General features: G+C 39.8%; 14 protein-coding genes. 7 read left to right on the top strand and 7 right to left on the bottom strand.

What is annotated here, in order from left to right; translation table 11 throughout:
• The first annotated feature begins 297 nt into the window (after nucleotides 1-297).
• A complete protein-coding gene (locus FJR04_RS21030) occupies nucleotides 298-870 on the top strand; it encodes an HD domain-containing protein (RefSeq protein ID WP_168498421.1) in 573 nt (190 codons plus the stop codon).
• A gap of 64 nt (nucleotides 871-934) precedes the next feature.
• Here FJR04_RS21030 and FJR04_RS21035 read toward each other — a convergent pair whose 3' ends face one another.
• Nucleotides 935-1,951 (bottom strand): ribose-phosphate pyrophosphokinase, encoded by a 1,017-nt coding sequence (locus FJR04_RS21035; RefSeq protein WP_168498423.1) that lies wholly within the window; start codon nucleotides 1,949-1,951, stop codon nucleotides 935-937.
• Between the two features lie 699 nt (nucleotides 1,952-2,650).
• Between FJR04_RS21035 and FJR04_RS21040 the strand changes: the two genes are divergently transcribed.
• The 3 genes from FJR04_RS21040 to FJR04_RS21050 all read left to right on the top strand — a co-directional run bounded on the left by FJR04_RS21040 (nucleotide 2,651) and on the right by FJR04_RS21050 (nucleotide 6,454).
• Nucleotides 2,651-4,327 carry a serine/threonine-protein kinase gene (locus tag FJR04_RS21040; RefSeq protein ID WP_168498425.1) on the top strand — a complete coding sequence of 559 codons (1,677 nt, stop codon included), beginning with the start codon at nucleotides 2,651-2,653 and terminating at the stop codon, nucleotides 4,325-4,327.
• A gap of 177 nt (nucleotides 4,328-4,504) precedes the next feature.
• Nucleotides 4,505-5,182 (top strand): dethiobiotin synthase, encoded by a 678-nt coding sequence (gene bioD / locus FJR04_RS21045; RefSeq protein WP_174763565.1) that lies wholly within the window; start codon nucleotides 4,505-4,507, stop codon nucleotides 5,180-5,182.
• A 54-nt stretch (nucleotides 5,183-5,236) separates the two neighbouring features.
• The gene (locus FJR04_RS21050; protein ID WP_168498429.1) at nucleotides 5,237-6,454 is read left to right on the top strand and encodes a M20 family metallopeptidase; all 1,218 of its coding nucleotides are present in this window, start codon (nucleotides 5,237-5,239) and stop codon (nucleotides 6,452-6,454) included.
• A gap of 156 nt (nucleotides 6,455-6,610) precedes the next feature.
• Here the strand turns inward: FJR04_RS21050 and FJR04_RS21055 are convergent, their stop codons facing one another.
• The 6 genes from FJR04_RS21055 to petC all read right to left on the bottom strand — a co-directional run bounded on the left by FJR04_RS21055 (nucleotide 6,611) and on the right by petC (nucleotide 10,375).
• Nucleotides 6,611-7,411, bottom strand: coding sequence for a type 1 glutamine amidotransferase (locus FJR04_RS21055; RefSeq protein ID WP_168498432.1), 801 nt, complete (start codon nucleotides 7,409-7,411; stop codon nucleotides 6,611-6,613).
• A 207-nt stretch (nucleotides 7,412-7,618) separates the two neighbouring features.
• Nucleotides 7,619-8,107: a rhodanese-like domain-containing protein gene (locus tag FJR04_RS21060; RefSeq protein WP_168498433.1), complete on the bottom strand. Its 489-nt coding sequence runs from the start codon at nucleotides 8,105-8,107 to the stop codon at nucleotides 7,619-7,621.
• Between the two features lie 196 nt (nucleotides 8,108-8,303).
• Entirely contained in the window at nucleotides 8,304-8,672 is a 369-nt protein-coding gene (locus FJR04_RS21065) for a DsrE family protein (protein WP_168498435.1), read from the bottom strand.
• Between the two features lie 33 nt (nucleotides 8,673-8,705).
• Nucleotides 8,706-9,404 (bottom strand): class I SAM-dependent methyltransferase, encoded by a 699-nt coding sequence (locus tag FJR04_RS21070; RefSeq protein ID WP_168498437.1) that lies wholly within the window; start codon nucleotides 9,402-9,404, stop codon nucleotides 8,706-8,708.
• A gap of 28 nt (nucleotides 9,405-9,432) precedes the next feature.
• Nucleotides 9,433-9,810 (bottom strand): rhodanese-like domain-containing protein, encoded by a 378-nt coding sequence (locus FJR04_RS21075; protein ID WP_168498439.1) that lies wholly within the window; start codon nucleotides 9,808-9,810, stop codon nucleotides 9,433-9,435.
• Nucleotides 9,811-9,841: 31 nt separating this feature from the next.
• The gene (gene petC / locus FJR04_RS21080; RefSeq protein WP_168498441.1) at nucleotides 9,842-10,375 is read right to left on the bottom strand and encodes a cytochrome b6-f complex iron-sulfur subunit; all 534 of its coding nucleotides are present in this window, start codon (nucleotides 10,373-10,375) and stop codon (nucleotides 9,842-9,844) included.
• Nucleotides 10,376-10,696: 321 nt separating this feature from the next.
• Here petC and FJR04_RS21085 point away from each other — a divergent pair, with 321 nt between their 5' ends.
• The 3 genes from FJR04_RS21085 (at nucleotide 10,697) to FJR04_RS21095 (ending at nucleotide 14,919) form a co-directional block, all read left to right on the top strand.
• A complete protein-coding gene (locus tag FJR04_RS21085) occupies nucleotides 10,697-11,998 on the top strand; it encodes an NAD(P)/FAD-dependent oxidoreductase (protein WP_168498442.1) in 1,302 nt (433 codons plus the stop codon).
• A gap of 243 nt (nucleotides 11,999-12,241) precedes the next feature.
• Complete coding sequence (psbA, locus tag FJR04_RS21090) at nucleotides 12,242-13,324, top strand: photosystem II q(b) protein (protein WP_168498445.1); 1,083 nt, start codon at nucleotides 12,242-12,244, stop codon at nucleotides 13,322-13,324.
• 833 nt (nucleotides 13,325-14,157) lie between these two features.
• A complete protein-coding gene (locus FJR04_RS21095) occupies nucleotides 14,158-14,919 on the top strand; it encodes a COP23 domain-containing protein (RefSeq protein WP_168498446.1) in 762 nt (253 codons plus the stop codon).
• Nucleotides 14,920-15,110: the final 191 nt, after the last annotated feature.

Raw genomic sequence — 15,110 nt, forward strand, 5'->3', positions numbered from 1 at the left:
TTTACTCAAAGAATTAATAGAGTTAAAAATTATGCCAGATCCTCGTGCTAAAGAAATGGCAGATGTAGCTTTAGCAGTGATTAAATTAATTCTACTCCTGAAGATATAGTGAAAATTACAGGAGAAAATAATTATTAAGAATTGGATTTTGGAAGGAGAAAGAGAAATCTAAAACTAAAAAAGATACTCAGAATGATCAACAAACTAGAAATAAAAATCAAAATTCAGTAGGTGATAATAAAGACTATTGAAGCTCCCTTTTTTATCTAAAACTAATTTTTCATCCTCAAACTAAAAATGCTATCAGAACGCTTTACCCAAGCCCTTACCTACGCCCACGAACTCCACGCCACCCAAAAACGCAAAGCTAGTGAGATTCCCTATGTCACCCATTTACTAGGAGTAGCCAGCATTGCCTTAGAATATGGTGCAAATGAAGATGAAGCGATCGCTGCCCTCTTACATGATGCCATAGAAGACCAAGGCGGAGCAGCCACTAGAGAAGAAATTCGCCGTCGCTTTGGGAATGCCGTTACAGCCATTGTTGATGGTTGTACAGACTCAGACGCTACACCCAAACCCCCTTGGCAACAACGAAAAGAAGCCTATATTGCCCATATTCTTACCGCTTCCCCGGAAGTATTGCTAGTTTCGGCTGCTGATAAACTCCATAATGTTCGGTCAATTATTAAAGATTATCGCATTATCGGTGACGTAGTTTGGGAACGATTTCAAGGCGGTAAAGAAGGCACACTTTGGTATTATCGTTCCCTAGCAAATGCTTTTCAGAAAAATCAAATTACTCCCTTAGTAGCAGAATTAGAAAGAGTAGTTTCAGAACTAGAAATGTTAGCTGCATACAAAAAATGAAGAACGAAAATTTTCATCCTTCACAATTTATATCTCATCCTTTTGGATGATAGTTATTCGTTACTTAACGGAATAAACTACTAAGTGAGCTATCTTCGTGAATTCGCCAAATCGCTTCTCCGAGTAAATTAGCAACTGAAAGCGTCACTAATTGAGGAAACTGGCTGCTCTGTGGGATAGGAATAGTATTAGTGACTATAACTTCCTCAAACACTCCACTGGATAATCTCTCAATTGCCGGTGGAGAAAATACAGCATGAGTAGCACAGGCATATACCTGACTTGCTCCTTCTTGACGCAGTAGCCTCGCGCCTTCAGCAATAGTACCGCCTGTATCAATCATATCATCTACCAATACAGCGGTTTTGCCTTTCACATCACCAATCACATTTAAAACTTCAGCGACATTATGAGCCTGACGACGTTTATCAATAATTGCTAGAGGTGCATCATTCAACTTCTTCGCAAATGCCCTTGCTCTTGCTACCCCACCCACATCAGGGGAAACAACAACAATATCCTGTAATCCTTTAGTAATGAGATAATCCAGAATAACTGGTGAACCATATACATGATCAAAGGGGATATCGAAATAGCCTTGAATTTGCGCTGCGTGCAAATCCATTGCCAGAATTCGGTTAGCACCTGCTTGAGTGATCAAATTCGCAACTAACTTAGCAGTGATTGACTCTCTTCCTGCTGTTTTTCGGTCAGCACGAGCATAACCATAATAAGGAATTACTGCTGTGATCTGTCGTGCAGAAGCCCGACGACAGGCATCAATCATAATTAGCAATTCCATTAAATGATCGTTGACGGGTTGGCAACAAGGCTGAACTAAATAGACATCACAACCCCGAATTGATTCTTGGATTTGAACATAAAGTTCTCCATCCGCAAATCTTTTCCGAATCATCGGACCTAGATCCATTCCCAGGTAACGAGCGACTTCTTGGGACAGTGTTATATTGGCAGAACCAGAAAACAGCCGCAGGCGATTATTATCAGATAGTCCCGTTGCCACTGACTGGAGTGGTAAAGTTGCAGAACCCAGCACAGCAGATTCTCGAAGTGCATTCATAGCCATATCATCAGAAATTGAGCAGATTTAACCGAAATGGAGGAAACAAAACATCTGTAAGTTTTGTTGAATTTTAAATTAACAGTTCCTAATTTTTAGTCTTTCTGGGAAATAGATCACTATCTAGTTGAACTGACATCTAGGTTGTCAAATAGTTTCAGAGTTCCAAATTTTTGGTTTAGGGTAATATGCCCAACTCTACTTATGCTATCTGGTTTTTTCGACCTAGAGTAAATAACTCACAGATAATAGTAATCTTCAAGTTAGCTCTGGTGTGGTAAAACACCTATGATTAAAGCACTGAATGTGCAAACAATTATTCTAGGATACTAGTGACCAATTTATAAACGATTAAATATTTACGTAATAAATCAAAAACCTGAACCAAATCAACAATACACCAAACTCCCGCATATATTAAGTCTGTAAGCATTAAAAAGTAACATTGACATTGCCAGTGATGCCGCTTTATTTACCTATTCTGGATTATAGCTGCTACCATGTTGGACATATCCTGACTAAAGGCAGAATGTGAGAATAGAATAATGTAAAACTTAATTCTAGTATACACTTCCTTTTAGGCAGGGTGACTGAGAAAAATTACGGAAGTCACAATTAAAACATTTGAATTCATGTTGTGGATGAATGATGCTTTTGCTAAGTTCTAGCTCAGTCGCTATTATATTTAATCAATAGACCATGCAATCACCGATTACAGTTGGTACTATCCTGCAAAATCGCTACCATATAATCCACATTATTGGACAAGGGGGTTTTGGTAGAACTTATCTTGCAGAAGACCAAAGACGCTTTAATGAGCTTTGTGTTCTCAAGGAATTAATTGCTTTAGTCACGGGAACATCTAGTGGGGGGAAGGAACAAGAATTATTTGAGCGAGAGGCGGCTACCTTATATCAGATTGAACATCCACAAGTTCCTAAGTTCCGCGAAAAATTTACCCAAAACGAAAGATTATTTTTGGTACAAGATTTTGTGGCAGGTAAGACTTACCGCAATTTGCTGAAAGAACGCCAAGAAGTGGGAACGACTTTCACTGAAGCAGAAGTATTATATTTTTTACGGGCTTTATTACCTGTTTTAACGTATATTCACGGTTTAGGAATTGTTCACCGAGATATATCCCCAGAAAATATAATTTTACGAGAAAGGGATGCTCTACCTGTATTGATTGATTTTGGGGTGGTGAAGGAATTAGCTACAAAATTACAATCCTCAAGTCCCACACCAGTCACTACTGTTGGTAAATTGGGTTATGCGCCTAGTGAACAAATGCAAACAGGCAGAGTTTATCCTAGTAGTGATTTGTATGCTCTGGCTGTGACGGCGATCGTTTTGTTGACAGGAAAAGAACCAGCAGATTTATTTGATGAACAGCAACTAACTTGGAATTGGCAAAACTGGGCTAAAGTTAATCCACAATTTGCTGGAGTTTTGCAGCGAATGTTGAGTTATATACCGGGGGAAAGATATCAAACGGCTGTTGATGTTACTCAAGCATTATTAAATATTAATCAACTGAATCAACCCAATGTATCTACGTCTCATGTATCTTATCTGCAAACTGTTGCTGTCGGTCATCGTCCTGAATCCATATTAAAGGAATCGGAAAAGTCTCAACCTTCAGCTTCTCCTCACCAAAGTAATTCTATTTTAGATAATCCTTTAGCGTTAGGGGCAATTGGTGGGGCTGTGGTAATTTTAGCAGGATTTGGGTCTTGGACATTGGTGAGTTCACTGAAAAGTCAGTCCCGTCAACCAGCAGAAGAAATAATTACAACTCCACAATCATTTCCTTCTCCAGTTATTCCCAGTGTGACAACAACTCCGACACCAACTCCGACTCCTACAGTTAGTGAACCTGTTGTTAATCGTAAACGTCTCAGATTGGATGCGACTAATACAGGGAATGTGTCAGGAACACTCAGGGAAAACGAATTAGTTCAATATAGTTTGCGAGCTAATGAAGGGCAAAAATTAACTGTATCTGTAAATGAAGGTAGTGGGGTTGTACTGACGATTTTAAATGATGATGGTGAAATCATTAATACTCAAGATCAACAATCTCTATCTTACGAGGGAATATTACAGAATAATGGCAGATATATTATTCAGTTAGGTCTGTCTGGGGGTATATTGGCTGCTGATTATAGTTTGAATGTGGTTTTAGAAGCGCCCACACCAACGGAAACTCCCACACCAACGGAAACTCCCACACCGACGGAAACTCCTACACCAACGGAAACTCCCACACCGACGGAAACTCCCACACCAACGGAAACTCCAATTCCAAATCTAGAAGATAATATTCCTACACCTGAAGTTACACCAACATCAGGGTTCACTGGCACTAATTAAGGCTAAATTAGTTAATAATACTTTGTCCAAATCAAAAAAAGTCTTGATTTGTAGGTTGGGTTGACGTATGTTACCCAACAAATGCGTCGGGTTTCACTTCGTTCTACCCAACCTACAAAAAATGGATAAGGTGCTGAGTTAAAGAACTCAATTAGTTGTCATTTTTAGCAAAAAACGTTGTTGAACACTTTACTGATTACGGGAACTGATACGGAAGCTGGTAAAACGGTTGTCACGACAGCATTAGCAGCTTATTGGCAAAAATATTATCCCCAGCGCAGTTTGGGGATTATGAAGCCAATTCAATCGGGAGTAGGGGATAGGGAACTGTATCAAACTCTGTTTAATCTGGAACAGTCCCCAGAGGAAATTACACCTGTGTATTTTCAAGCACCTTTAGCCCCTCCCATAGCCGCTGCTAAGGAAAATCGTCAGGTTGATTTAGCGATAGTTTGGAAAACTCTGTTAGCGTTGCAAAAACAACGTGATTTTGTGTTGGTGGAATCTTTGGGGGGTTTAGGTTCACCTGTTACTGATGAGTTGACGGTGGCTGATTTGGCTGGTGAATGGCGATTACCGACAGTTTTGGTTGTACCGGTGAGATTGGGAGCGATCGCTCATGCTGTGGCTAATGTAGCATTAGCTAGGCAAACTAAAATCAATCTCCGGGGAATTATTCTTAATTGTACTCAACCCCGTACAGAAGCAGAAATCGCTGATTTAACTCCAGCGGATTTAATTCAATCACTAACAAATATACCCGTTTTAGGTTGTCTACCCTATCTAGAAAATCCCCATGATTTAGAACAACTGGCTAAAGTTGCTGCGGCTTTAGATTTAATTGATGATTGGTAATGGGTGATTGGGAAGAGTTTTTTAATTTTCAATTTTTAATTTTTAATTGATAATATGGTTTCTACTTTTCCTCATGCTTCAACAGTAAGTCTCAAAAATGTGCGGTTAGAAATTCGGGCGCTACAGCCGCAATTAGTAGAATGGAGACGACAAATTCACCAAAAACCAGAATTAGGTTTTCAGGAAAAAATTACCGCTGAGTTTATTTCCCAAAAGTTACAAAATTGGGGAATTGAACATCAAACAGGTATAGCTAAAACCGGAATTGTGGCTATTATCAAAGGAACAAAACCTGGTAATGGCAAAGTATTAGCAATTCGGGCTGATATGGATGCTTTACCAATTCAAGAAGAGAATGAAGTTACTTATTGTTCTCAATATGATGGGGTGATGCACGCTTGTGGACATGATGGACATACAGCGATCGCTCTCGGTACAGCATATTATCTCCATCAACATCGTCAAGACTTTAGGGGTACTGTAAAAATTATTTTCCAACCCGCGGAAGAAGGTCCCGGTGGTGCAGAACCCATGATAGCCGCAGGTGTCCTTAATAACCCTGATGTTGATGCTATTATCGGTTTACACTTATGGAATAATCTGCCTTTGGGGACAGTGGGAGTCCGCGCAGGGGCATTAATGGCCGCTGTAGAATTGTTCCGTTGTACCATTTTTGGTAAAGGTGGACATGGGGCAATTCCCCATCAAACAGTAGATTCTGTGGTTGTAGCTGCCCAAATAGTCACTGCTTTACAAACCATTGTCTCCCGCAACGTTAACCCCATTGATTCGGCTGTGGTGACAGTAGGAGAACTCCATGCAGGAACAACGGTTAATGTAATTGCTGATACAGCCAGAATGGGCGGAACTGTCAGATATTTTAATCCTGATTTAGCCAACTTTTTTAAAGAACGCATTCAACAAATTATTGCGGGAATTTGTCAAAGTCATGGTGCAAAATATGACTTAGATTATATCCATCTTTATCCACCAGTGATTAATGATGCCGAAATAGCCGCATTAGTCCGTTCCGTAGCTGAAGATGTCATAGAAACTCCCATTGGTATAGTTCCCGAATGTCAAACAATGGGTGGGGAAGATATGTCATTTTTCCTAGAAAAAGTTCCCGGTTGTTACTTTTTTCTCGGTTCTGCAAATCCAGAAAAAAAATTAGATTATCCTCATCATCATCCCCGATTTGATTTTGATGAAACTGCTTTACCAATGGGTGTGGAAATATTTGTGCGTTGTACAGAAAAGTTTTTTGAATGAAGGAGTATTAGGGGCGAAGCATTCGGAAAATGGCCTTGGACAAAAATGGATAATTTATCACCCGAATGCTTCGCCCGTACAGGAGAAAGAAGGAGATCAGAATAGTCTTGAATCTGGGTTATTAAACATTGTCAATTATCAATTGTCAATTGTCAATTATTTAACCCTAGCAGCATTTGGTAAATTCACTTTCAGCCGTTTAAACATAGCTTCTCTTCCTTCCATTGCTAAAGTATCATCTAAAGGCGAAAGTTCAATTTCCTGTTGATATTTCAACCTTAACGCCGTTTGAATTAACCAATCAGCAACGAAAGGATTTTTGGGTAATAATGGACCGTGGGAATAGGTAGCGATCGCATTTTGATAAAACGCTCCTTCTGTCCCATCTTCTCCATTATTCCCCAATCCATACACCACACGCCCCAAAGCTTCCACCTTCCCCAATGTCGTCCGGCCACCGTGATTTTCAAACCCAACTAAATAAGGCTTTGTCCCTGTCAATGCTTCTAGTTCTTGCGCTAACCGGGAAGCGGTAACTTCTATAACCAAATTACCAATACACCTTTTAGTATTTTCACCAGGATGAATAGAAACTAAATCTAATATTCCTAAACCTTCAATTCTTTGTCCAAAGGCTGGTTCATAATAATTTCCTAACAGTTGGGGAGAACCACAAGTAAAAACTCCAGGTGTGCCATGTTCGATTTTATCCCGCATTGCCTCAGCTTTTGCCCCCTGTAAATCGCGCATGACAATTTCTTGCTGACGGTCTTGTGCGCCCCCACCAACGATTACATCAACTGATTTGATATCCTCCGCGGTGGAGTCTTGGTCTAAGGGTAATACTATGACATTATATCCCCGCCATTGGGCGCGACGTTGGATAGTGATCACATTGCCGCGATCGCCGTATGTACTCATCAACTTAGGATATAACCAACCGATAATAATTTCCATTGCTGTAAAACTCGTATATATAGGAAATGTGTAACAGCTAATACCAATTTTATATGAGGCTACATAGAATAATTATCATCTGTATTGATCTGCGTTTATCTGCGGTCAATTTTCATTGATATCTTACTTCTATGCAACTACATATTAATTTGGTTTCAACCAATATCACTTAACAACTGTACAAATTTACCATCATTACCAATTATTTTAACTAGCTGCTTTCCAACCATTCATACTGGGAGGAAAACCTCGCACATTATCATAACCCAACAAGTGTAAAGACATAACCGCCATTGCAGAACGATAACCAGAAGAACAATAAACTACTACAGGCTGTTCTTTCGGAATCTGGTCGAGGTTTTGAACCAATGTCCGTAGAGGAATATTGATAGCATCACCAATATGACCGGAAGCATACTCAGAAGGCTCTCTGACATCCACCAGAAAAATATTATCTTGTTTTAACAACTGTTTCAACTCTTCCACTTTCCCTACAGTGTAATAGTTTCCAGGTATGGATTTAAGATAATTATCCACTGTTGTTTGCAGGTCAGTATTAGTAGATGCTACTAAGATATTCTGCTGTGGTGATAAGGGGGATGCTATAGCTGATGAGTTATAGCTAACACCAAAAAAGGCATAAATAAATATGCACAAACTCGATAGAATTACAGTTAAACAAAGTCGAATTTTCATGAGTTATTATTTCTTGAAAGTAATCTACAAAAATACTGAGCGAATAGTTAAAATGAATTGACGCACTTATATCAACAGACAAGGCAGTTAGGACAATTCAAAGGCTGTCATTCCCGCGACGGCGGGAATCCATGTCCTAAGCGTTGTCACTGTTGCTGTATATCATTAATTACAAATTAGCAATTATTCGTTTGTGTTAATAGTTCAAAGACAAAATGCGTCCTTGAGTAAAATTAAAGAAAGCTTCTTTTTGAGCTAACTTTGCCCCTTCAATCAAATCTTCTGGTTGATGATTAGCTGCTTTTAAACACATCGGACAGACGTAGATTGAAATCCCTTTTTTAATCAGCTTGTTTAACAAAACTTGTGCTGATTCAAACTCCCTAAATTCAATTATCTTCTCATTTTTAAGAGCAACTTCTACACCTTGAATATCAAAAAACACTAGCACATCTTTATCTTCAGACATTTTTTCAGCTAGGGTCAATGCCATCAATACCCGGTGAGGGTCTTCTGTTCCTCGACTAATGTGAATAAAGACTCCATCCTTAACTGTAGTTTCCATTTTTTCTCTCCTGCAAGTCTGAACTTTTCAGTATTAATTAAACTGTTTGATTGCAACAGTTGTCTTCCTAGCTGCTCCGGCAATATGAGGACTGACAATAGGAAAAGAAAGATCAAACTGTTGATAATCAATGCTCTCAAAACCGACATTTTCTAAAATTTCCCCAGTTTCACGGTTGGGGTGACAATTATCAAAGATTGTCTTCCAGACTGGTTCAATTCCATCTTGAATTCTGCGTGTCCAAGTACCGCATTCAGCCGCAACGTGTTCAATAAATAGGAAACGACCATCAGGTTTGAGTACCCGCACGATTTCTTGTAAAGTAGTGGCAACGTCCGTTACAGAACAAAGGACATGGGTACTGACAACAACATCAATACTGTTATCTTCAACATCTAACTTTTCCGCTGAACCTAACCGTAATTCAATATTATCCAAACCGAGGCGTTCAGCTTCTTCCCGGAGATAAGAATGCATGAAAGGATTTGGTTCAATACCAATCCAGTGGATATCAGGGGGATAATAACAGAGATTTGCCCCTGCCCCCGGTCCAATTTCTAAAACTCGTCCGTCTAAATCTGTAAAGAAAGCCTGTTTGAGTTGTGCCATAGTTTCATAGCTGCTGTCACCATGCAACTTGATGGCACTGTTATCTGTGGTATTTGCTTTAGCCATTCCCCAAGCAAACAGACTTTTTAACCAGTCTGGAGTTGTTTGTCTGTCTGATGTCATGAAAAAACTCCTGGGAAAATCTAAATTATTATTTACCCTCGCAAGTTGCTAGTCCTAATTGTCGCCACTCCATCATTCCACCACTAATATTGAAGACTTTGGTAAAACCTGCTTTGACCAAATATTCAGCAGCAATGGGGCTGCGGTGGGAAGTTAAACAAATCACAACAACAGCTTCATCCTTGGGTAAATCCCGAAACCATTGAGGATAAAGCCAGCGACGAAAACCTGGTATCATCCCTATCAGCAGCCGTGGCAAACTCAGGTTTATTGCCCCTGGGGCGTGAAACATCCCATACTCAAAGTTGCTACGGACATCTATCAGTAAGGGAGGTTCAGGTAAGTTAGCAAATTCAGAAGGAGAAATATTAATCACCAATGGTTGAATAGAAGATGTAGATGCCATATTAATTGCAACCTGTTATAAAATTAAGTTACTAAACCCACCAAGGTTTTTCACCAGTCCGGGGGTCTATTTCTGTCCAGGGAGAAATGCGGATATACTCACCTTCCAAGTTAACGCCAACAAGCTTGAGAGGAAGAGGTGCAGGACCACGTATTACTTTGCCATCAGGATCATAGCGAGAACCATGACAGGGACATTGAAATTGGCTGTCATTGGGATTCCAAGGAAATGTACAACCCAAATGGGTACAGATATCAACAATTCCCCAAGGGTGCAGAGTCCCATCTGATTGGATTGTGAGGTAAGTAGGTTCTGCTGCTAAACCTGCAACTAAGGCACGAGTGCCAACGGGTTCAGCTAAAATCTGGCTAGAAGGAATGAGATTTCCATGAATATCCTTGGCGAGGACAGAACCATCTTCACCCACTTCTGTGGGGGCAACAAAGAATTTAGCCGCAGGATAAAGTAAGCTGCTGGCTGTAGTGGCGACAACTGCACCTGTAAGAAAGTTGAGTAATTGTCGTCTCGACATTGAGGGGCTTTCTAAAGGAAGACTCTCTGACATAAATTTACACTAAGTATTGAGTGCGTTGGTTAATATTTTGATTGAGTAACCATTGTTTACATTTTCATTATACTACTATTTCGTTATATAATCATTAATCCAAATAAATATTTTTTCTTTAACCGTGATGGGTATAAATACACTCACGCTATCTGGGGCGATCGCTTTTGGAAATTCCTTGAACTAAAAACATGATTGTCTTACTATCTAGTTAAGTAGTGTCATGGCGAATTTCTAAAAAAGCGTAGGAATAGAAAGCAGTTTTGTCTTGGCACTTTTCCATCGTTTCTGCGCCAATTTGTAGCAATCGGAGCATTTAACATGGTTCACGTTGTCATACTGGGTGCAGGAATAGGAGGTTTACCAACAGCTTACGAACTGCGGCATTTGTTGCCAAAATGTCATCGCATCACACTTATTTCTGACCACCCAAAATTTACTTTTATTCCGTCCCTACCCTGGGTAGCCTTCGATTTAACCCCACTCGAAAATATTCAATTAGATATAGAAAATTTGCTTTTAGGACGAGGTATTGATTGGATAGAAGGAAAAGTTACAGCCCTTGATCCTCAAGCACAAACCCTAAATATTGCCGGAAAAACCATTAATTACGACTACGCGGTAATTGCGACGGGGGCATCCTTAGCACTGGATGCCGTACCGGGATTAGGTCCAGAGCAAGGTTATACCCAATCTGTATGTAATCCCCATCACGCTTTATTGGCGCGGGAAGCTTGGCAAAAGTTTCTGGATCATCCAGGACCCCTAGTAGTGGGAGCAGTTCCCGGAGTCAGTTGTTTTGGTCCGCTGTATGAGTTTGCTTTACTGGCAGATTATGTTTTGCGACAACGGGGTTTGCGTGATCAAGTACCCATTACTCTAGTTACACCAGAACCTTATGCAGGTCATTTAGGGATTGGCGGAATGGCAAACTCTTCCGAGTTGGTGACTCAACTGCTACAGCAACGAGATATTGAATTAATTGAAAATACGGAAATTACTGGGATTAATCCGGAAAAGATGACCTTAGCAGATGGTCGTATTTTACCTTTTCAATACTCAATGGTATTGCCACCTTTTCAAGGAGCAGAATTTTTGCAGTTAGCAAAGGGATTAACTGATGAGAAGGGGTTTGTGCCAATTTTACCGACATATCAACATCCAGACTTTCCCTCAATTTATAGTTTGGGTGTGGTGGTACAGTTAACTCTTCCAGAACAGACATCTATCCCAATTGGTGTACCGAAAACTGGACAAATGACAGAAGCTATGGGAATGGCTGTTGCTCATAATATTGCTAGGGAATTGGGAGTGATCAAAACAGCAGCAGTAACACCAACCCTAGAAGCAATTTGTATGGCAGATTTTGGCGATACGGGGATTATTTTTATTGCTGCTCCGGTATTACCTGATTGCGTAACGGGAAAACGCCGGAGTTCTGTCGCTAAAAGAGGTTTTTGGGTGAGTTGGATGAAGGTAGCTTTTGAGAAATTTTTCTTAATGAAGATGCGGTTGGGGATGTCTGTTCCCTGGTTTGAGCGTTGGGGTTTACGGATTTTGGGTTTATCTTTAGTCGCACCAATTCCAGATTCACAATTACCGACAACTGCCAGTAAGAATTAGCACAAAAATTAACTTATATACCCAAGAACTCACTTTAGCATTTTGGCGATCGCTAAAATTAAATCCTTTTTTTTCAGGAGTCATGAAACTGGAAATCCAGTCACACCAAGGTTGTCCTCACTGTCAGAAAAATAATTACAAAATAATATGAGAATTTACTTGACAGAATATATAACTATATAGTTAAATAAAGGAATAAGGTTAACTTGCCTTGAACAACGATTAACCTCGGAATTAAAAATTATGGCTATTTCTCTGCAACAACGCCAAAGTAACAATCTTTGGGATAACTTCTGCAATTGGATTACCAGCACTAACAACCGGATGTACATTGGTTGGTTTGGTGTACTAATGATTCCTACACTTTTAACAGCAATTATTTGTTTCACCATCGCTTTTATTGCCGCACCACCTGTAGATATAGATGGTATTCGTGAACCTGTGAGTGGTTCTTTACTCTATGGCAATAACATCATTTCTGCTGCGGTTGTGCCTAGTTCCAATGCTATTGGTTTACACTTTTATCCCATTTGGGAAGCCGCTACTTTAGATGAGTGGCTATATAATGGTGGTCCTTACCAATTAATTATTTTCCACTTCCTGATAGGTATTTTCTGCTATATGGGTCGTCAGTGGGAATTATCCTACCGCTTAGGGATGCGTCCTTGGATTGCGATCGCCTACAGCGCACCTGTTTCTGCTGCCACTGCGGTACTATTAGTCTACTCTGTCGGTCAAGGTTCTTTCTCCGACGGGCTACCTTTAGGGATTAGTGGTACTTTCAACTTCATGATTGTACTGCAAGCAGAACACAACGTTCTCATGCACCCATTCCATATGTTGGGAGTAGCTGGTGTCTTTGGTGGTGCTTTATTTTCTGCTATGCACGGTTCTCTCGTCACTTCGTCTTTAATTCGAGAAACCACTGAAATTGAATCCCAAAACCACGGTTACAAATTCGGTCAAGAAGAAGAAACCTATAATATTGTTGCGGCTCACGGTTATTTCGGTAGATTAATCTTTCAATACGCATCTTTTAACAATAGTCGCGCTTTACACTTCCTTTTAGGTGCTTGGCCAGTAATTGGTATCTGGTTTGCAGCTTTGGGTGTATCCTCTTTTGCTTTTAACCTCAACGGTTTGAATTTTAATAATTCTGTTCTTGATGCTCAAGGTCATGTAATTAATACTTGGGCTGATGTAATAAATCGCGCTAACTTGGGAATTGAAACAATGCACGAACGCAACGTTCACAACTTCCCCTTAGATTTAGCTTCTGGGGATATTCAACCCATAGCTTTAGCTGCTCCTGCTATTAACGGTTAATTAACAGGACTTACGCACAAGTCACGAAGAAACGAACCACGAAGGAACGAAGAACACGAAGAAAAGAGGGTTTCAGAGATATTTTGCGTAAGTCCTAATTAATTCTGAATTCATTTCTCCTACCCTCAAAAACAGTCTCAGCAACCCAAGTTAAAAATGCTTCGGGTTGCTTCTTTTTGATAATTGACAATTGACAACGCTTAATCAAGTGAAAACCTCGATAAATCAAGGACACTTCCTCGGTGACTGGGCGCAAGCCCTGCGCCCCTACCTTCTCCTAGCCCTGACAAAAAGACTTTTCCACAAACCCTAATTATTGCAATATATTAATGAATTTCAAGTTTAGTAAATATACAACACAGATGAAAAAACTCATGCTAGATTAAGGGCATGGTACAAAAAGGTTAAAAGTTCAACCTTAAATCAAAACTTTCTCATTAGAGTTTGTACCTCCGGCTCTAGTGTATTGGCAATCAATGTTAGGTTTTTGCTTCCTGTTAAAGTGTTTTCGCCTGAATCTCACCAAGTTGTTATTGGAGGTGTTGAAATTAACAGCCAGAAGTGCCTGCCGTTTGGAAATTGGGAAGCGCAATTTAGATCGGATTTATATTGATTGCCTGTCAAGTTCACCTTAGTTTGGATTTTCTAGTTTTTGCTGAATTACAATCTAATCAAGAAACCGCTGTAAGCTGCTGATGTATCCTTCGTAGCTTGTGGCGGTTTCTGCTATGGATACGAAAACCCAAAAAATATGTTTTTTCATGAATCAAAAACATATATTCTCCGTCAATAGATATATCAGTTATCTACCTGTCTCCAGCGGGGATTATATTATGTCATTACAATCGCTTCGGTTTTTATTGTTGAGTAGTCTTGGTTGTTCTTTATTTTTTGGTAATGCTGTAGCTGTTGCTCAAGTTGTTGTTCCTACAGTCCCATCTGGTTCATCAACTCCAGTTCCAACTGGTTCATCAACCAATATACCAACTTCTACTCCAGTAGACAGTAGTACAAGATTTAGTTGTCAATTCTACAATGGGCTACATACAGTCATGTATCAGCCCCAAAGTCAACCAGGACAGTATTTTGCTTGGGCTGCACCTCAAAATTTAGGAGGGGGTTGGGATGCTCAAAAACGTTGTCAAGCGATCGCCAGCCGCTTAGAATTATATCGCCCCGATGGTTTACAAGAACTACAAATAGCTGTAGAAAACAACGAAAATATTATTTGTGTCACTACTGAAGCCCAACCCAGTTGTCGAATTGTCTTAACAGTACCTCGCGGCAAAGATCCCTATGCTATTCGTAATAGTGTATTTCAAAACCTAGCTACCGCTGATAGTGGACAACAAACTATTGCCGTTAATACTTACGCTAATCGTAACAGAAGTAATGGAGATAGCTTATACAATTTAGGAAGAACGCTTCTAGGTGGTAATAATCAAGTTAATTCTTCTAAAAACGGTATTAATTTGAAACCATATCTTGATCCCAGAGATGGTGGAACTGGCAGCAATTTGACAAATGGAGTAGGAATTGGACGCAATACCCAACCCAAATCTCCTGTTCGTCTAAATCCTGGTAGATTTCGTTGATTAAGCTGATTTTAGGAGTTAGGGGATTAAGAGAATAAGTCCAGAAATTGTCTTTTTTCCTTTTTCTGATCGCGTAGCGTCATAGAAGCTATGCTGCTAACTCCTCAACTCGGCTGTATTTTTGTGACTATATTTACTTTTTTAGGGAAATTAAATTTACCCTTGATATAATTTTTGTCCTGTATTTAGCT

The organism is Anabaena sp. UHCC 0204, from assembly GCF_009711975.1.
GTDB lineage: Bacteria > Cyanobacteriota > Cyanobacteriia > Cyanobacteriales > Nostocaceae > Dolichospermum.